Below are 16,801 nucleotides of genomic sequence, written 5' to 3'. Positions count from 1 at the left end.
CGGCTGCAGCCGGATCGGCTGACACATACTCTGCCCGGTCCGGCCTGTCAAGAGCGCTCAGCGCCCGGCCGGGAGGCCCTCCGCGATGGCGTCCAGGACCGCCTGCATGTCCAGGGGCAGGGGAGCGGAGAATTCCACGCGCCGGCCGGTCACCGGATGGGTGAAGCCGAGCGTGCGGGCGTGGAGCATCACGCGGGGAATGTCCAGCCCGCCCACGTCCCCGACCTTGCGGCCTCCGTAGGTCGGATCTCCCAGGACCGGGTGGCCGAGGGCCGCCAGGTGGACCCGGATCTGGTGCGTGCGGCCGGTACGGGGGTGGAGCTCCACCAGCGTCGCCGCCTTCCCGAGTCGCTGACGGACCTTGTACACCGTGGCCGACTCCTTGGGCTTCGCGGTGCGCGCGGAGAACTTTTTCCGTTCCTTCACGTCCCGGCCGATCGCGAGCTCGATCAGCCCTTCGGCCTTCTTGATCGCACCCCAGGCCAGCGCCTCGTAGACCCGCGTGATCGTGTGGTGCTTGAACTGGCCGGCGAGGGACCGGTGGGCCTCGTCGGTCTTGGCCACGACCATGACGCCGGAGGTCTCCTTGTCCAGCCGGTGCACGAGGCCGGGCCGCTCCTTGCCCCCGATCGTGGAGAGCGCTCCGCCCGGCCGGCCGAAGTGGTGGAGCAGGGCGTTGACCAGCGTGCCGGTCCAGTGCCCCGGCGCCGGATGGACGACGAGCCCGGCCGGCTTGTTCAGCACCACGAGCGCCTCATCCTCAAACAGGATGTCCAGCGGGATCGGCTCCGGCTTGAGCTCCAGCGGCTCCGGACGGGGAATGTCCAGCGCGATCCGGTCGCCCGGCCGGATCTTGTAGCTGGGCTTGACGGGCTGGCCGTTGACCGTGACCCGCCCCTCTTCGATCAGGCGCTGCAGGGCCGAACGGGAGAGGGCCGGATCGCGGCTCGCCAGGAACAGGTCCAGCCGCTTCGGCTGCTCGCCGGCGGTGACGATGATCTCAGCGCGACCGTTCAAGAGCCTCTCTCTCGTTCACGACGTCCAGGCGGGACCCGGGATGCTTCGCGGAGACCTATTCGCCCACGTCTTCGACCCGCGGCAGACAGATCGTGAAGGTGGTCCCCTGCCCTGGCTCGCTCCGGACCCATATGTGGCCGCCGCTCTGCTTGACGATCCCGTAGACGGTGGACAGGCCGAGGCCGGTCCGCTTCCCCAACGCTTTCGTCGTGAAGAAGGGATCGAACACGCGGGTCCGCGTTTCCGCGTCCATCCCCAGGCCCGTGTCGCCGATCGTCAGCTTCACGTAGGGACCGGGCCCCATGCCCGTGTCTTGCGGAGGGAGCATGTCCGCAAGCTGGGCGTTGGCGGTCTCCACGGTCAGACGGCCCCCCTCGGGCATGGCGTCCCTCGCGTTGTCGGCGAGGTTCAAAACGGCCTGGGCCAGGTGAGCAGGGTCGGCCTTGACGCGGCCCAGAGCCGGGTCCAACGTCATCACCAGCTCGATGCGTTCGCCCAGCAATTGCCGCAGCGTCTCTTCCAGGTTGGCCAGCGTCTCGTTGAGGTCCAGCACCCTGGGCTCGAGCACGTGGCGGCGGCTGAAGACCAGGAGGTGTCGGGCCAGCTCCACTGCCCTGGTCCCGGCCTCTTTGATCTGCTCCACGTAACTATAGGCGGAGTGCCCGGCGGAGAGGCTCGACAGGGCCATCCCGCTGTATCCCACGATCACGGTCATCAGGTTGTTGAAGTCGTGGGCCATGCCGCCCGCCATGCGCCGGAGCGCCTCCTGCTTCTGCGCTTCCAGCTCCTCCTTGACGTGCTCGATGCGCCGGCGCCCGGTGATGTCGCGGATGATGCAACCGTAAAACCGTCCCTGGACGGTCTGCCACGTGCTCACGGACAGCTCCAACGGGAACTCGCTCCCGTCCCTCCGCAGGCCGGCGCACTCGACGGTCCGTCCGACCGCCGTGGATGCCCCGGTCGCGTCCAACCGCTCCAGCTCCGGCCGCTGGTGCGCCGGAAACAGGAACGTCAGCGGCTTGCCCAGCACCTCCTCCTCCGAGTACGAAAAGATCCGCTGGGCGCCCGTGTTCCACGACACCATGCGCCCCCCGTGGTCCGCCACGATGATGGCGTCCGTGGCCGCTTCGATGACGGCCCGGTAGCGTTCCTCGCTCTCGTGCAGCGCGTCCTGGGCCTTCTGTCGCTGGTTGGCCAGGGTCCACTGCCGCACCCGCTCCCGGCGGAGCAGCTCCACGGCGTGCCCGTAAAAGGTCGCGACGACCAGGAGCAGAGGAATCTGCAGCAGGCGATCCTCCTGGAGTGAGAAGCTTCCGATGGTCCCTTCGACGTACAGCACCGCTCCGTACCCGACGCACAGGACGGTGGAGAGCAGGAGCGTCTGCTTCAAGCTCTGGGCGAAGGCTGCCAGCAGGATGATCAGGAAAAAGGCCACGTAGAGCGCAGAGCCGGTGTGCCCGGACAGGAAGATCACGGCGACGGTGAGGAGGGTGTCGCCCAGGACCCAGCCGCCCACGAACCAGCCGGCCCCGAACAGGCGCGGCGGAACCCGCCAGATCGCGGCCGTCGTGACGAGGAGCAGCAGGATCAGGAGGTTCCGCGCCTCGGGGCTCAGCCCCGCCTCGGGACTGAAGACGAGGTGATAGCACAGGGTAATGGCAACGAGGGTGTGCAGGATGGAAAACTGGTGGAAATTGGCGATCGTCTCGTACAGACGGAATCGCCTGCCGCCCGGTTTCCAGATGGCGTCCAGTATGGAGCTGATCGCGGTCATCCTCGGCGGAGGGGCGAGCCTAGTGCGGCGCCGCCGGTTCTGTCAAGCGATGACCCCGCCCCAGCCAGCCTCAGCAACGTCCTCCGCCCTAACGGATTTGTCATCTCACCCGCTACGAGCCTCCCGGGCGGCCCTCACGCCACCGCGGTCTAACGAAAATCTGCCGCAGACTACCCGTGCAGCGCATCTTGGGACCTAAGCCCTCTACTGGAAAGCAAGTCTACTTGGAATCCAATGCGCATTCAAATTTCGTCCTGTTCCGTCTGTAGCAATAGACGGGACAGGTTTGATAGCGACCTGTCCCGCTACCATTTTTGCCTTTGCCTCGGCTGGAAGGGATAGACACGGAGGCGTTCAACATGGCGGGAATGAGGCAGTGGGAGGCGGAACCCAGTGCCGGTCGCCGTTCTTCTATTCCGTTGAGGCGACCGGCCAACAGTACGGTGCCGACCAGCCAGGAGACTGCAACGCATCATGCTGACGCCGGAGGCGTCCGCCCTTCGTCAGCCGAGGCATCTTGGGAGAATCGTTCGGAAGGGCAGGAGCGGAGAGCCAAGCTGCACAGGCACCCTCACCCCAACCCTCTCCCGTCAAGGGCGATGGTGAGACAGCATCACTTGCGGCGGGCGCGTTAGACAGTGAACCGGTCGAGGGATACTGTCGTGGTGGGAAACGCCGCCAGCACTTGCCGATCGGACGTCACGAACGGGATGCCCAAGTCCTGAGCCAGCGCGACGAATTCGCAATCATAGGCCGAGCAACCGGACCGGGCGGCAAGCTGGAGCACGTCGTGGGACAGAACGCTGTACTCACGCCCGGCCATGGCCCGCTCCGCGTCATCCACGATCCGTAACGCATCTTCCAAAGCCAGGGCCTTCTTTCGCACCAGCCCCGTGACCGTATTTCGAAACTCGGATCGCCACAAGAGCGGTGCCACCCACAGGGGGTCTTTCGCCAATGCGATCTCCGCCTGGCTGGTTCGTTGTCCCTCGACGTAGAGGTATACCAACAAGTTGGTGTCGGCCACGATCATGGGCGACCCGCAGTCTTGAGTTGGGCCAGGGTCTTGTCGGTCAACTTGAAGTTCGCCGGTGTCCGTCGGATCGACCGGACGCGGGCTAGAAATGCGTCAGGATCGATTGGCGTCGCCTGAGCCGCCGCCTCCAGACAGGCGATCACCTCATAATTCAAGCTCCGATGATGTTGCACTGCACGAGCCTTCAGACGTTTAACCACTCGATCGGAAATGTTTTTGATGGTGAGCGTCGCCATGTTGCCTCCATGGAGCAACCAAAATGGTTCCGAATTGGAATCCTTGAAAACGGTACTCGAAGGAGAGTGGGGAGTCAAGAGGTCAGACGCTGCAACTCAGCGGGACAGGTTTCACAGCGACCTGTCCCGCCACTCTTTCTTTTTCGGCTGGAACGGATGGGGCGCACGGCGCGATGAATAAAGAGCGCCACGTTTGTGCGCGCCGCCGAGATGGTGAGGCGGCCGGGTCTTGGAGCGGATCGGCCTTTCCATACTCTCTTTGGCTGGGCTGGACGGGATGAACATGGAGGCGAGCCGCCTCTGCGGGGAAAGAGTCAATCAAGAGCCAAGGGAGCAGAGCAGCGCGGTTCCGTTGGTCTTCCTGAGCGCTGCGAAACTATGACCGGTGTGAATGGCAGAAGAGCAAGAGCCGCATCGTGGCGGCTTCCGGAGTGTTCGCCCGGTCAGCCGAGGCATCATCTCAAGGATGGTCGCGACGAGAGTTATGGGAGCGGAGGGCTACGCTCTGGAGTGGAGGATCAGACGCGCTTGTCTGAAGACTTCTTGGCGTCGTGGCGGAGAATCAGCCCGATCCCGATAAGGCCGATCACGATCATGAGCAGGAAGAACACTTCAAGGTTGCTCATGGGTCGCCTCCGACTCCCGGTCCAGGAACAGCCCCAGCACAAGAAAAACGAGTGCGGCTGTCATGCCAAGCCAAAATGCCAGAATGGGAAACCCGGCCGATAGAGCATTGCCGAGTACAGGGACCGCCACCATGATCTTGCTGACATCGCAAGCATACCGCGCAAGGTTCTCGCGCTGCCTCCGATGCACGCTACGATCGTACTCGCGTGCTGGAGACCCGTCAAGAGCGGCTTTGGGTTCAGGAGCACCCTCACCCCGGCCCTCTCCCAAGAGGCGAGGGAGCAACGTTACTTACGACGGCGGGCGCGTTCGGCGAGCTTCTGGCGGAGGCGGGCCTTTTCGAGGCTGATCTGGGCTTCTTTGAGCTCGGACGGCAGGCCGCCCATCTCCAGACGCTTCTCCGCCTCCGCGACCTTGGCGGCGGCCCGCTCCACGTCAATGTCCTCGGCCTTCTCGGCCACCTCGGCCAGGATCGTGACCTTTTTCGGCGTCACCTCGGCGAAGCCCCAGAGGACCGACATGTACTCGGTCGCGTCGCCCACCCGGTAGCGCAGCTCGCCGATCTTCAGCGTGGACAGGAAATGGCAGTGACCGGGCAGGACGCCGAACTCGCCCTCGGTGCCGGGGGCGATGACCTCATCCACCTGCTTGCTCAGCAGGAGCTTGTCGGGCGTGACGACTTCTAAGAGGAGTTTGCCAGCCATCGTTTTCGTGACGTGTGACTCGTGATGCGTGACGAATTGAAAAGAGCCGGTGCCTCTTACCCGTCACCTGTCACGCGTCACCTGTCACCCTCTCTTGTAGCCCAGCTTCTCGGCCTTCGCGAGGACTTCCTCAATCGGCCCGACCATGTAGAAGGCCTGCTCGGGGAGGTCGTCGTACTTGCCTTCCAGGATCTCCTTGAAGCTCCGGACCGTGTCCTTGAGCTTCACGTACTTGCCCGGCGTGCCCGTGAAGGCCTCGGCCACGTGGAACGGCTGCGAGAGGAACCGCTGGATCTTCCGCGCGCGCGCCACGACCAGCTTGTCGTCCTCGGACAGCTCGTCCATGCCCAGGATCGCGATGATGTCCTGCAGGTCCTTGTACCGCTGGAGGATGGACTGGACGCCCCGCGCCACCTTGTAGTGCTCCTCGCCGATGATCTGCGGGTCCAGAATTCGGGAGGTCGAGTCCAGCGGGTCCACGGCCGGATAGATGCCCAGCTCGGCCAGCGACCGGGACAGCACGGTCGTCGCGTCCAGGTGCGCGAAGGCCGTGGCCGGCGCCGGGTCCGTCAGGTCGTCGGCGGGCACGTAGATCGCCTGCACGGAGGTGATGGAGCCCTTCCGGGTCGAGGTGATCCGCTCCTGCAGCGCGCCCATCTCGGTACCGAGGGTCGGCTGGTAGCCCACCGCGGAGGGCATGCGGCCCAGCAGCGCGGACACCTCGGAGCCGGCCTGGGTGAACCGAAAGATGTTGTCGATGAAGAGCAGCACGTCCTGGTGCTCCTCGTCGCGGAAGTATTCGGCGACGGTCAGGCCGGTCAGCCCCACGCGCAGCCGGGCGCCGGGCGGCTCGTTCATCTGCCCGTACACGAGCGCGGCCTTGGACTTGGCGAAATCCTTCGGGTCGATGACCTTGGACTCCTGCATCTCGTGCCAGAGGTCGTTGCCCTCGCGCGTCCGCTCGCCCACGCCCGCGAAGACCGAGAAGCCGCCGTGGTGGAGCGCGATGTTGTTGATCAGCTCCATGATGATGACGGTCTTGCCCACGCCGGCGCCGCCGAAGAGGCCGACCTTGCCGCCCTTCGAATAGGGCTCCAGCAGGTCCACGACCTTGATCCCGGTCTCCAGGATCTCGGTCTTGGTCTCCTGGTCGTCCAGGGCGGGCGCGGGACGGTGAATCGGGTACTTCTTCTTGGCCGTGATCGGGCCCATCTCGTCCACCGGCTCGCCGAGCACGTTGATCAGGCGGCCCAGCGTCTCGCGGCCGACCGGCACGGCGATCGGCGCCCCCGTGTCCTTCACCTCCATGCCGCGCACGAGGCCGTCGGTCGAGGACATGGCCACGCCGCGCACCCGGTTCTCGCCGAGGTGCTGCGCCACCTCGAGCGTCAGGTGGATGGCGGGGCGGCCCGACTTCTTGTCCTCCTCCTGGTCAATCTGGAGCGCGTTGTAGATGTGGGGGAGATGCCCGGGCGGGAATTCCACGTCCACCACGGGGCCGATCACCTGGATGACTTGTCCTGTGCTCACGACTCGCTCCTTTCACTCGCTCAAGGCGAGGGGCAAGGGGTAAGGGGCAGAACTTCTTACCTCTGGCCTCTCGCCTCTAGCCCCTTGCCTATTTCAGCGCTTCCGCGCCGCCCACGATGTCCATCAGCTCCTTGGTGATCGCGGCCTGGCGCGTCTTGTTGTAATAGAGCGTCAGCTTCTTGATCAGCTCGCCGGCGTTGCGGGTCGCCCCGTCCATGGCGGCCATCCGCGCCCCGTGCTCGGCGGCGGAGGATTCCAGCAGGATGCGGAACGCCTGGGTCTCGAAATGCTTGGGCAGCAGGGCGGCGAGCAGCTCGTCCTCGTCCGGCTCGTACTCGTAGCTCCCGCCGGAGGCAGCGGCTTCGGCGCCCTCCGGCACGTCGATCGGGAAGAGCTTCTCCACGATGACGCGCTGCTGGATGGCCGACTTGAACTCGTTGTAGATCACGTAGAGCTCGTCGAACGTGGCCTTCGTGAACTGGTCGATCAGGTCCTGGCCGATGTCGAGCCCGTGCTCGTAGGTCAGCCGGTCGAAAATGCCCGTCCATTCCTGCCGGACCGGCCACGGGCGGCGGCGGAAGAAATCCCGCCCTTTCCGGCCCACGAGGCTCACGCTCACCTTGTGGCCGGCTGCCTCCGTCTCGCGGATGAACTCGAGGGCCTTGCGGACGATGTTCGCGTTGAAGGCCCCGCAGAGCCCCCGGTCGCTGGTCACGACCAGCACCTCCACGATCTTCGGCTTCCGCTTCTGGAGCAGCGGGTGCGCGGCGCGGTTCACCCGCTGGCTCAGGTTCGCGATCACCTCGCGCATCTTGTGCCCGTAGGGCCGCGCGGCCAGAATCCGGTCCTGGGCCCGCTTGAGCTTGGCCGCGGCCACCATCTTCATGGCCTTGGTGATCTTCTGGGTGTTCTTGACCGCGGCGACCTTGCGCCGCAGCGATTGCAGGCTCGGCATTCCTAAATTCTCTGCGCTTCAGCCATCAGCCATTAGCCATACGCTCTTGGCCGCTACTTGGCGCCGTACCCCATCTTCTGCTTGAACTCGGTGATGACCCGCTTGAGCTCTCCGCCGAACGCCTCGTCGATCTTCGATTTCTTCACGACGTCGTCCTTGAGCTGCGGATGGTGCTGCGCCACGTAGTGGAGCAGGTCCTCCTCGAACTGCCGGACCTTGTCCACGGGCACGTCGTCCAGGAAGCCCTGGGTGCCGGCGAAAATCGAGATGACCTGGTCGGCCACCGGCATCGGCCTGTACTGTCCCTGCTTGAGGAGCTCCACCATGCGGACGCCCCGGTTGAGCTGGGCCTGGGTGGCCTTGTCGAGCTCGCTCCCGAACTGGGCGAAGGCGGCCATTTCGCGGTACTGGGCGAGGTCCAGCCGCAGCGTGCCCGCGACCTGCTTCATGGTCTTGATCTGGGCCGACCCGCCGACGCGCGACACGGAGAGGCCCACGTTGATCGCCGGCCGGATGCCCGAATAGAAGAGGTCGCTCGCCAGGTAGATCTGCCCGTCGGTGATCGAGATCACGTTCGTCGGGATGTAGGCCGACACGTCGCCCGCCTGGGTCTCGATGACCGGGAGCGCCGTGAGGCTCCCGCCGCCCTTCTGGTCGCTGAGCTTGGCCGCGCGCTCCAGCAGCCGGGAGTGCAGGTAGAAGACGTCGCCCGGATACGCCTCGCGGCCCGGCGGCCGGCGGAGCAGGAGCGAGAGCTGCCGGTAGGCGGTGGCGTGCTTGGAGAGGTCGTCGTAGATGATCAGCGCGTGCTTGCCGTTGTCGCGGAAGTATTCGCCGATCGCGACGCCCGCGTAGGGGGCCAGGTACTGGAGCGAGGCGGCGTCGCTCGCCGTGGCCGAGACCACGATGCTGTAGTCCATCGCGTGGTTCTCTTCGAGGGTCTTGATGACCCGCGCCACGGTGGAGCGCTTCTGGCCGATCGCGACGTAGATGCAGTAGACGCCCTGCCCGCGCTGGTTGATGATCGTGTCCACGGCGATCGCGGTCTTGCCGGTCTGGCGGTCGCCGATGATCAACTCGCGCTGGCCGCGGCCGATCGGGATCATCGCGTCGATGGCCTTGAGGCCGGTCTGGAGCGGCTCGCGCACGGACTGGCGGTCCACCACGCCGGGGGCGCGCACCTCGATCCGGCGCGTCGCGGTGGCCTTGATCGGGCCCTTGCCGTCGAGCGGCTGGCCGATCGCGTTGACGACGCGGCCGACCATGGCCTCGCCGACCGGCACCTCGGCGATGCGGCCGGTCCGCTTGACCGGATCGCCTTCCTTGATGCCCGTGTCCTCGCCCATGAGCACGGCGCCGACGCTGTCCTCCTCCAGGTTGAGCGTGATGCCATACACGTTGCCGGGGAACTCCAGCATCTCGCCCGCCATGGCCCCTTCCAGGCCGTAGATCTTGGCGATGCCGTCCCCGACCTGGATGACGGAGCCCATCTCATTGACGTCGACCTGCTTGTCGAAGCCCTTGATCTTTTCCTTGATGATCGAGCTGATCTCTTCCGCCTTGATCTGCATGCCTTACTCCTTGGTCAGAACGGTCTGCATCGCCGTGAGCCGGCTCCGCACCGTGCTGTCGTAGACGGTGCTCCCGATGCGGATCTGCAGGCCCGCCAGCAGGCCCGGCTCGGCGTGGAACTCCAGGTCCACTTCCCGCTTGAGCAGCTCCTTGAGGCGCTGGCGGAGCTGCGTCCGCTCGGCCTCGCTCAGAGCCTTGGCCGAGGCGACCGACACCCGGGCGGTGCCCTTGGCCCGGTCCGCCAAGTCGGCGAAGGCGTCGGCGATCTCCGGCAGCAGGCCGGTGCGGTTCTTCTTCACCAGTTGGGCGAGGAACTGCTCGGTCACGGGCGGGCAGCTGAGCTTGCGCGCGAGCGCTGCGAGCACGGCCTGCTTGTCCTCGGCTCCGAAAGCCGGCGAGGCCAGGACGTGCTTCAACTGGGGCGACACCTCGAGCGCCTCGCTCAGTCCGGTCAGGCCGCTCCGGGCGGACCCAATGCCCGCGGGATCGAGCAAGTCGAACAGAGCTTTAGCGTACCGGCGTGCGACAGAACTTTTGATCACGGTCTGTACCGGCGAAGTCCGCGATGGACAGGGAAATTCTCGTGCGGGTGGGCACGAAAAAAAACGCGCCAGCCTAGCATCCGGCTGCGGCGCGTGTCAAGCCGGAGAATATGGGGAAGGAGGTTATCGCGGAGGCGAAGAAAGGTACAGGATGATGCCGCCGCCCAGAACCCGGTCGCCGTCGTAAAACACGGCCGACTGGCCGGGGCTGAGGGCCCGCTGCGGAGCGTCGAACTGGACGGTGACGGTCCCGTCTCCGCCTGGCTGGATCGTCGCGGGCGCGGCCGGCGTGGCGTAGCGGACCTTGACCCCGGCCCGAACCGGCCCCGTGCGGAGGGCGTCGTCGAACAGGTTGAGGTCCGCAACCGTGCACGCGGACTGGAGGAGGCTCTGCTCGGGACCCAGGACCACCGTGTTGGTCGCCGCCTCCACCCGCTGAACGTACAGGCGCCGGCCTGCGGCGACGCCCAGCCCGCGCCGCTGGCCCGGCGTGTAGAAGGCGATCCCCTCGTGTTCCCCGAGGGCCCGGCCCTCTTGATCGACAAAATTTCCCGGCCGCCTGGCTTCGGGCGCCTCAGCCTCGATGAAAGCTCGGTAGTTGCCCTGGGAGACGAAGCAGATCTCTTGGCTCTCCTTCAGCTCGTCGGCCGGCAGGCCCAGGGCCTCCGCCCTGGTCCAGACCTCCGACTTCTGCATGTCCCCCACCGGAAACAGCAGCCTCGGCAGCCAGGCCGGGCTGAGCCGATAGAGGAAATAGGTCTGGTCCTTGCGCGAGTCGCAGGCGCGACGGAGACTGCGAAATCCTCCGCTCCGGAGGATTCGGGCGTAGTGGCCGGTCGCAACATATTCCACGTGACGCTCCGCGGCGAGCTGCAGCAGCATCCGGAGCTTGACGCGCTCATTGCACCGCACGCAGGGGTTCGGCGTGCTGCCGGCCAGGTAGCCGGCCAGGAAGTCGTCGATCACGCCGGTCCGGAACGCGCTCCGCGTGTCCACGACTTCGTACGGGATCCCCAGCCGAGCGGCCACGTGCCGGGCGATGCCGATCTTGCAGCAGCCGCGCTCCTGCCAGCGCTTGGAGACGGCGGCGGACTCGTCCTCGGGCTCCCAGACCTGCAGCGTGACGCCGCGGACGTCGTAGCCCCGCTCGACGAGGATCGCGGCGGCGACGGAACTGTCCACCCCGCCGCTCATCCCGAGCATGACGGTGGGCTTGCTCATGAGATGAAGAGGCGTGTTACCTAGGAAGTTTCCTGTAGACGAACCTTGCCCCGGTGGGCGACCAGGTCGTGCACGTTTTCGCGCTCGGCCGCCCGCTCCTGATCCGCCCACTTGTCCACGCCCATGTCGCACATGCCCTGGAAATGGGCGCCTTCCTCCATCGAGAACGAAGGCGAGCGGACGTCGCCGATCAGGATCGCCGTCTTGAGGAGCTGGACCTTCTCAATCGCCGTGATGTTGGCCTGTATCTTCCCGCCGCAGATCAGGGTGCCGGCGGTGACGACCCCCTTGATGACCGCATGCTCGCCGATGATGAGCGTACCCTTCGTGTGCACCTCGCCTTCCAGGCGGCCGTCGATCCGGACCGTCCCGTCGAAATTGACGACCCCTTTGAAGTCCACCCCCTTGCCCAGGAAGGTGAAGTTTTCGTCTTCCACGAGGGAGGATTTCTTTTGACCGTTGAGTCCCCACATAAGGTGTCTCCTCGGGTTGGCCGCTGCGGGGCCAGAGCGTTCCGGTGAACCGCAGCGAACCGCCTGCCGCACCGGGCGGAGTCCCGAACCGGGCCGGGACCGATCGCCCCGTCAAGCACGTTATCCCGTGACCCGCTTGATGCTGGACAGCGGAGCGTTGACCGCGCGCATGACCGCCTCGCGCGGCAGCTCGTGCACTTCCGCCCGCGCCATTTCGATGTTGCCGTTGAAGAGGACCCCCTCTTCCATCGAGAGCATGGGCGTCTTCACGGACCCGTTCAGGACCGCCGGGGACATGAGCTTGATTTTTTCCTTGGCCACGATGTCGCCGGTGATCTTCCCCCGGCTGATGATCGTGCCGGCACTGACCTTGGCCGTGATCACCGCTTCCTCGCCCACAACCAAGATGCCTTCCGTGTGGATCTCCCCGTCGAGCTGCCCGTCGATCCGGACCGTGCCGTCGTAGGTGATGACGCCCTTGAATTCAACCCCCTTTCCGACGAACGCGATGACGTTCTCTCCCCCTTCGGCCCCGGCGGCTGCTGCTTCCTGATTCGCCATCTCTCCCCCCTCCTCTTGAGAAATACCGGTTGGCGCGCTCGATGGTTTCGCTTCCTTTTCCTTGTCCCATTTCCACATAAGGGTCCCTCCTCCCAAGCATGAAGACGGTGCGGTTCGCCGCGATCAACCAGCTAAGTGTAAGAAGAAGTCAGAGGATACTGGAAGGTAGGAAGGAAGGCAAGGAATTCCGTTTTTCTCGCCCGACCGGCGCGGGCGGCTCAGCCCAAGAGCAACTCCACGAGACGGTCGAGCTCAGCCGTGGAAAAATAATCCAGGACGATCTTCCCGCCGCTCCGACCCTTGACGATGCTAACCTTCGTCCCCAGCCGCCGCTGGAGCCGCTCTTCCAAATCAGGGTAGGCCTTCTGCCGGGGAGCCGACCGCCGAGCTTTCCGCCCTTTCACGCGGCTTTCGGCTAGATGCTCGGCTTGGCGCACGGAGAGCTGATCCTTGACGATCTGTCGCGCCAGGTTGATCTGAGCCTCTCCTTTGGGAAGTCCCAGCAGCACCTTCGCATGACCGGACGACAGATGGCCACTCTCTACTAACTGCTGGATTTCATTTGGCAAATTAACAAGCCTGACGATATTGGCTACGGAAGAGCGGTCCTTACCGATCCGTTGGGCCAGAGCATCCTGGGTAAAACCGAATTCCGCGACCATGCGATGGTAGGCCCGGGCCGCTTCCATCGGGTTCAAATCCTCGCGCTGGAGGTTTTCCAGCAGCGCGAGCACCAAGGCCTGCTCATCGCTCGTATTCCGCACGATCGCCGAAATCTGCTGTAATCCAGCCAGCTTAGCCGCTCGCCAGCGACGCTCACCGGCGATGAGCTCGAACTGCCCGTCTCCCTTCCGCCGCACCAAGACCGGTTGAAGCAGCCCGTTTTGCTTGATCGAGTCGGCCAATTGCGCCAGTTCCGTCTCGGAAAAGTCGGTCCGCGGCTGATAGCGGTTCGGATGGATCTGCTCGACGGAAACCTGCTGCACGTCCCGATCCGGCGCAGCCGGCCTGACCACGGTGGGGAGGAGGGCTTCGAGTCCTTTACCGAGCGCTCGTTTTTCCATGGTTGAGAAACTCCTTGGCCAGCTCCAGGTAAGCCTGGCAGCCAGTGGACGCGGCGTTGTAGAGCAGGACCGGGCGACCGTAGCTAGGCGCCTCGGCCAGCGTGACGTTGCGTGGAACGACGGTGGTGAACACCTTGTCTTTGAAATGGGAGCGGATCTCTTCGACCACCTGCTTGGCCAGGGTGTTGCGGGAGTCGAACATCGTGAGGAGAATACCTTCCACCTCCAGGGCCGGGTTGAGGGAGTCCTGGACTCGCCGGACGTTGCTCATCAAGCGGCCTAGCCCCTCCATCGCATAGTATTCGCACTGAACGGGCACAAGGACCGAGGTGGCGGCAGTCAAGCCATTGATCGTCAAGAGCCCCAGGGCCGGCGGGCAATCCATGATGATGAACTCGTAGGTGGAGTCAATCCCCTGGAGCGCCGCCTTCAGCACCGTTTCCCGATCCGGCACGGCGACCAGTTCTACCTCGGCTCCGGCCAGGTGGGCATTGGCGGGAAGCAGGCTAAGCCCGGCCACAGCCGTCTGCCGAACGACCTCCGTCGCCGGCCTTCCACCCATGAGGCAATCGTAGATCGTCGGATCATCGGCCTCGAGCTCTACGCCCAGGCCACTTGTGGCATTTCCTTGGGGATCAAGGTCCACCAGCAAAACGGATCGCTGGCTGACTGCCAGCGAGGCGGCAAGATTGATGGAAGTCGTTGTTTTTCCAACTCCTCCTTTTTGATTCGCAATCGCGATGATCCTGCCCAATGGTTCCCTCGTCTATCCGACTTATCTCGCCGGCTTATCTTGCGTGGCTTAGGCAATGTTCCACGTGGAACATTGCCAGCAGCTCAGGCCTGGTTCGTGATTGGCTCCAGCACCGCAAGGAGTCTCATACCATGCCCTTCCGGCAGCGTATAGGTCAACTCCTGGACCAGCTTGAGACCGGGTAGCGCCATGTTCTTATCCAAAGGCCTGGCCCGCCAGAGGATAGCCCGGCCGTCAGGACGAAGAAGCGGGCGGAGGAAGGGGAGCACGTCCATGATCTCAAGTGCTCTGCTGAGCACGGTTCCATACCGGGCTCGATGCTCCGGATCGGCAGCCACCACCTCGACTCGCCTGGAGACGACCGTCGCCTTCTTCAATCCCAGCGTGCCGATCACGTGATGGAGGAAAGCCGTCTTCTTGAGACTCGGCTCCAACAGGGTCAGCTCGACCTCCGGGCAGAGGATCTTCACTGGAATGCCGGGGAAGCCGGCGCCGGTTCCGATGTCCAGCACGTGCTCCGCAGTTTTCGGGAGGACCTGAAGGCAGGCCAGGGAATCCAGGAAATGCTTCACGACGATCTCTCGCTCCTTGCGGATCGCCGTCAAGTTCAACTTGTCGTTCCAAACCAAAAGGTCATGAAGGTAGAGGAGAAACGAAGCGAGTGCTTCGCCGGTGAGCGAGAGGCCAAAATCTCGAGCCCCTTGTCGCAAGACTTCGGACAGAACCCTGTCCTGTTCCACGTGGAACATGTACGACAATCCGGCTCCGGCGTCAAGGGGTATTTTTCACCGGATTTATATTATAACCATTTGATAATAAAAATGTTTTTAATCATGTCTTGAAAGGGGGTGAAGACTCTCGCCGTCGGTCCCGTTCGAGGGCAACGAGCAGGAGGGCGATGGCGGCCGGCGTCACCCCGGAGATCCGCGAGGCCTGTCCGATGGAGGCCGGCTGGACCTTCTTGAACTTTTCCAGAACCTCCCGGGAGAACCCGACGACGCCGTCATAGTTGAAGTGCCGCGGGATCCGGCGCTCTTCCAGCTTCTTGAATGAAGCGACCTGCTGTAACTGACGCTTGATGTAGCCTTCGTACTTCACCGCAACCTCGACGGCTTCCCTGGTTTCCCCATCCTCCGGCCCGACCTCGCCGGTCAGCTCCAGCAGCCCGTCATAGGTGAGGTCCTGCCTGCGAAGCAGTTGCGCCAGCGTCAGGCCGGACGAGCCCGGCTCGATCTGGCATGCGCCGAGCTTCTCCCTCAGCGCGGGCGTCCATTGGAGCCTGGTCTCCTTCAACCGGGCGACCTCCCGCTCGATTCGCTCCCGCTTGGAGCAAAATTTCGCATACAGGGATTCAGAGACCAGACCGAGCCGATAGCCGAGCTCCGTCAGCCGCAGGTCCGCGTTATCCTGCCGGAGCAGGAGCCGGTATTCGGCGCGCGAGGTAAACATCCGGTAAGGCTCGTGCGCGTCCTTGGTGATGAGGTCGTCAACCAGCACCCCGATGTAAGCCTGGGACCGGTCCAGGACGAGCGGGGGCTCGCCTCTGAGCTTCAGCACCGCGTTGATCCCCGCCATGATGCCCTGAGCCGCGGCCTCCTCGTAGCCGGAGGTCCCGTTGATCTGCCCCGCATGGTAGAGACCCTCCACGAGCTTGCTCTCCAGCGTCGGGTGCAACTGCCGCGGCGGGAAGTAATCGTATTCGATCGCATAGCCCGGCTTGAGCATCCTGGCCCGCTCCAGCCCGGGGATCGTCTTGAGCATCGCGGCCTGCACGTCCACGGGGAGGCTCGTCGAGATGCCGTTCGGATAGTAGGAGTTCGTCTCGAGCCCCTCCGGCTCGATGAACACTTGATGCCGCGGCTTGTCGGCGAAGCGGACCACCTTGTCCTCGATCGAAGGACAGTAGCGGGGCCCGATGCCCTCGATCACGCCGCTGTACATCGGCGACCGGTCCAGGTTGCCGCGGATGACCGCGTGCGTCTCTTCGTTGGTGTGGGTCAGGTGGCAGGGAACCTGCGGCGTCGTGATCCGTTCCGTCCGCGCCGAGAAGGGCGGCGGGGGCTCGTCGCCCGGCTGCACGGTCATGACGCCGAAGTCGATCGTGTCGCGATCCAGGCGGGGCGGCGTGCCCGTCTTGAACCGGCCGACCTCGAACCCCAGGTCCTTCATGCAGTCCGAAAGGTGCTCGGCCGCGCGCTCACCGCCCCGGCCGGCCGGAAAATGGCTCAGCCCGACGTGGATTAAACCCTTAAGGAATGTACCCGATGTCAGGATCACCGCCCGTGCAGTGAGGAACCCGCCCGAATCGGTCACGAGGCCGGTCACGGCCCCGCCCCGCGTGAGGATCCGGTCCGCCGTGCCGCGGGCGACCTCCAAGCCGGCCTGCTCCCGCAGGGTCTGCTGCATGGCCCGCCGGTAAAGGGCCTTGTCGCACTGGACGCGCAGCGCCCGCACGGCCGGCCCCTTGCTCGTGTTGAGCAGGCGGAACTGGATGCCGGCCCGGTCGGTGTTGCGGCCCATTTCGCCGCCCAGCGCGTCGATCTCCTTGACCAGGTGCCCCTTGGCGATGCCGCCGACCGCGGGATTGCAGGACATCTGGGCGATCGTCCCCTCGTCCATCGTGAGCAGCAGGGTGCGGGCCCCCATCCGCGCCGCGGCCAGCGCCGCTTCGCAGCCGGCGTGCCCGCCGCCGACTACTATGACGTCGAATTCAAGAGCCATAGGAGTCTCTGGCA

Annotated in this window: 17 protein-coding genes; all 17 read right to left on the bottom strand. The window is 64.8% G+C overall.

Annotated features, from left to right (window positions below; all coding sequences use genetic code 11):
• Window positions 1–57: 57 nt before the first annotated feature.
• The gene (locus AB1411_03770; protein MEW6542710.1) at window positions 58–1,017 is read right to left on the bottom strand and encodes an RluA family pseudouridine synthase; all 960 of its coding nucleotides are present in this window, start codon (window positions 1,015–1,017) and stop codon (window positions 58–60) included.
• A 55-nt stretch (window positions 1,018–1,072) separates the two neighbouring features.
• Complete coding sequence (locus AB1411_03765) at window positions 1,073–2,791, bottom strand: PAS domain S-box protein (protein MEW6542709.1); 1,719 nt, start codon at window positions 2,789–2,791, stop codon at window positions 1,073–1,075.
• Between the two features lie 631 nt (window positions 2,792–3,422).
• The gene (locus AB1411_03760) at window positions 3,423–3,824 is read right to left on the bottom strand and encodes a type II toxin-antitoxin system VapC family toxin (GenBank protein ID MEW6542708.1); all 402 of its coding nucleotides are present in this window, start codon (window positions 3,822–3,824) and stop codon (window positions 3,423–3,425) included.
• Window positions 3,821–4,063: a DNA-binding protein gene (locus tag AB1411_03755; protein MEW6542707.1), complete on the bottom strand. Its 243-nt coding sequence runs from the start codon at window positions 4,061–4,063 to the stop codon at window positions 3,821–3,823. Before AB1411_03755 ends, AB1411_03760 begins: the two co-directional genes overlap by 4 nt.
• Window positions 4,064–4,675: 612 nt before the next feature.
• Window positions 4,676–4,879 carry a DUF6722 family protein gene (locus AB1411_03750; protein ID MEW6542706.1) on the bottom strand — a complete coding sequence of 68 codons (204 nt, stop codon included), beginning with the start codon at window positions 4,877–4,879 and terminating at the stop codon, window positions 4,676–4,678.
• Between the two features lie 98 nt (window positions 4,880–4,977).
• Window positions 4,978–5,394, bottom strand: coding sequence for a F0F1 ATP synthase subunit epsilon (locus tag AB1411_03745; protein ID MEW6542705.1), 417 nt, complete (start codon window positions 5,392–5,394; stop codon window positions 4,978–4,980).
• Between the two features lie 84 nt (window positions 5,395–5,478).
• Complete coding sequence (gene atpD, locus AB1411_03740) at window positions 5,479–6,924, bottom strand: F0F1 ATP synthase subunit beta (protein ID MEW6542704.1); 1,446 nt, start codon at window positions 6,922–6,924, stop codon at window positions 5,479–5,481.
• An 88-nt stretch (window positions 6,925–7,012) separates the two neighbouring features.
• A complete protein-coding gene (gene atpG, locus AB1411_03735) occupies window positions 7,013–7,879 on the bottom strand; it encodes an ATP synthase F1 subunit gamma (GenBank protein ID MEW6542703.1) in 867 nt (288 codons plus the stop codon).
• Window positions 7,880–7,932: 53 nt separating this feature from the next.
• Window positions 7,933–9,450, bottom strand: a complete 1,518-nt coding sequence (atpA, locus tag AB1411_03730) for a F0F1 ATP synthase subunit alpha (GenBank protein MEW6542702.1) — start codon at window positions 9,448–9,450, stop codon at window positions 7,933–7,935.
• A gap of 3 nt (window positions 9,451–9,453) precedes the next feature.
• Entirely contained in the window at window positions 9,454–9,993 is a 540-nt protein-coding gene (gene atpH / locus AB1411_03725) for an ATP synthase F1 subunit delta (protein MEW6542701.1), read from the bottom strand.
• Window positions 9,994–10,116: 123 nt separating this feature from the next.
• A complete protein-coding gene (gene mnmA / locus AB1411_03720; protein MEW6542700.1) occupies window positions 10,117–11,214 on the bottom strand; it encodes a tRNA 2-thiouridine(34) synthase MnmA in 1,098 nt (365 codons plus the stop codon).
• 20 nt (window positions 11,215–11,234) lie between these two features.
• The gene (locus AB1411_03715; GenBank protein ID MEW6542699.1) at window positions 11,235–11,687 is read right to left on the bottom strand and encodes a polymer-forming cytoskeletal protein; all 453 of its coding nucleotides are present in this window, start codon (window positions 11,685–11,687) and stop codon (window positions 11,235–11,237) included.
• A gap of 120 nt (window positions 11,688–11,807) precedes the next feature.
• Window positions 11,808–12,248 (bottom strand): polymer-forming cytoskeletal protein, encoded by a 441-nt coding sequence (locus AB1411_03710; GenBank protein MEW6542698.1) that lies wholly within the window; start codon window positions 12,246–12,248, stop codon window positions 11,808–11,810.
• 218 nt (window positions 12,249–12,466) lie between these two features.
• Complete coding sequence (locus AB1411_03705; protein MEW6542697.1) at window positions 12,467–13,312, bottom strand: ParB/RepB/Spo0J family partition protein; 846 nt, start codon at window positions 13,310–13,312, stop codon at window positions 12,467–12,469.
• Complete coding sequence (locus AB1411_03700; protein MEW6542696.1) at window positions 13,290–14,066, bottom strand: AAA family ATPase; 777 nt, start codon at window positions 14,064–14,066, stop codon at window positions 13,290–13,292. Before AB1411_03700 ends, AB1411_03705 begins: the two co-directional genes overlap by 23 nt.
• An 83-nt stretch (window positions 14,067–14,149) precedes the next feature.
• Window positions 14,150–14,815 (bottom strand): 16S rRNA (guanine(527)-N(7))-methyltransferase RsmG, encoded by a 666-nt coding sequence (rsmG, locus tag AB1411_03695; protein MEW6542695.1) that lies wholly within the window; start codon window positions 14,813–14,815, stop codon window positions 14,150–14,152.
• A gap of 82 nt (window positions 14,816–14,897) precedes the next feature.
• A complete protein-coding gene (gene mnmG / locus AB1411_03690; protein ID MEW6542694.1) occupies window positions 14,898–16,787 on the bottom strand; it encodes a tRNA uridine-5-carboxymethylaminomethyl(34) synthesis enzyme MnmG in 1,890 nt (629 codons plus the stop codon).
• Window positions 16,788–16,801: the final 14 nt, after the last annotated feature.

The sequence above is a fragment of the Nitrospirota bacterium genome (genome assembly GCA_040757595.1).
Taxonomy (GTDB): Bacteria; Nitrospirota; Nitrospiria; order Nitrospirales; family Nitrospiraceae; genus JBFLWP01.
The sequence above is the reverse complement of the archived record's forward strand: the minus strand, read 5'-3'. Positions and strand labels throughout refer to the sequence as shown.

Bases quoted from the DNA above. Each gene is read 5' to 3' on its own strand.
- AB1411_03755 (MEW6542707.1), bottom strand. From the start codon at position 4,063: ATGGCGACGCTCACCATCAAAAACATTTCCGATCGAGTGGTTAAACGT.
- rsmG (MEW6542695.1), bottom strand. From the start codon at position 14,815: ATGTTCCACGTGGAACAGGACAGGGTTCTGTCCGAAGTCTTGCGACAA.
- mnmA (MEW6542700.1), bottom strand. From the start codon at position 11,214: ATGAGCAAGCCCACCGTCATGCTCGGGATGAGCGGCGGGGTGGACAGT.
- atpG (MEW6542703.1), bottom strand. From the start codon at position 7,879: ATGCCGAGCCTGCAATCGCTGCGGCGCAAGGTCGCCGCGGTCAAGAAC.
- AB1411_03760 (MEW6542708.1), bottom strand. From the start codon at position 3,824: ATGATCGTGGCCGACACCAACTTGTTGGTATACCTCTACGTCGAGGGA.
- AB1411_03705 (MEW6542697.1), bottom strand. From the start codon at position 13,312: ATGGAAAAACGAGCGCTCGGTAAAGGACTCGAAGCCCTCCTCCCCACC.
- AB1411_03765 (MEW6542709.1), bottom strand. From the start codon at position 2,791: ATGACCGCGATCAGCTCCATACTGGACGCCATCTGGAAACCGGGCGGC.
- mnmG (MEW6542694.1), bottom strand. From the start codon at position 16,787: ATGGCTCTTGAATTCGACGTCATAGTAGTCGGCGGCGGGCACGCCGGC.
- AB1411_03715 (MEW6542699.1), bottom strand. From the start codon at position 11,687: ATGTGGGGACTCAACGGTCAAAAGAAATCCTCCCTCGTGGAAGACGAA.
- atpA (MEW6542702.1), bottom strand. From the start codon at position 9,450: ATGCAGATCAAGGCGGAAGAGATCAGCTCGATCATCAAGGAAAAGATC.
- AB1411_03710 (MEW6542698.1), bottom strand. From the start codon at position 12,248: ATGGCGAATCAGGAAGCAGCAGCCGCCGGGGCCGAAGGGGGAGAGAAC.
- AB1411_03745 (MEW6542705.1), bottom strand. From the start codon at position 5,394: ATGGCTGGCAAACTCCTCTTAGAAGTCGTCACGCCCGACAAGCTCCTG.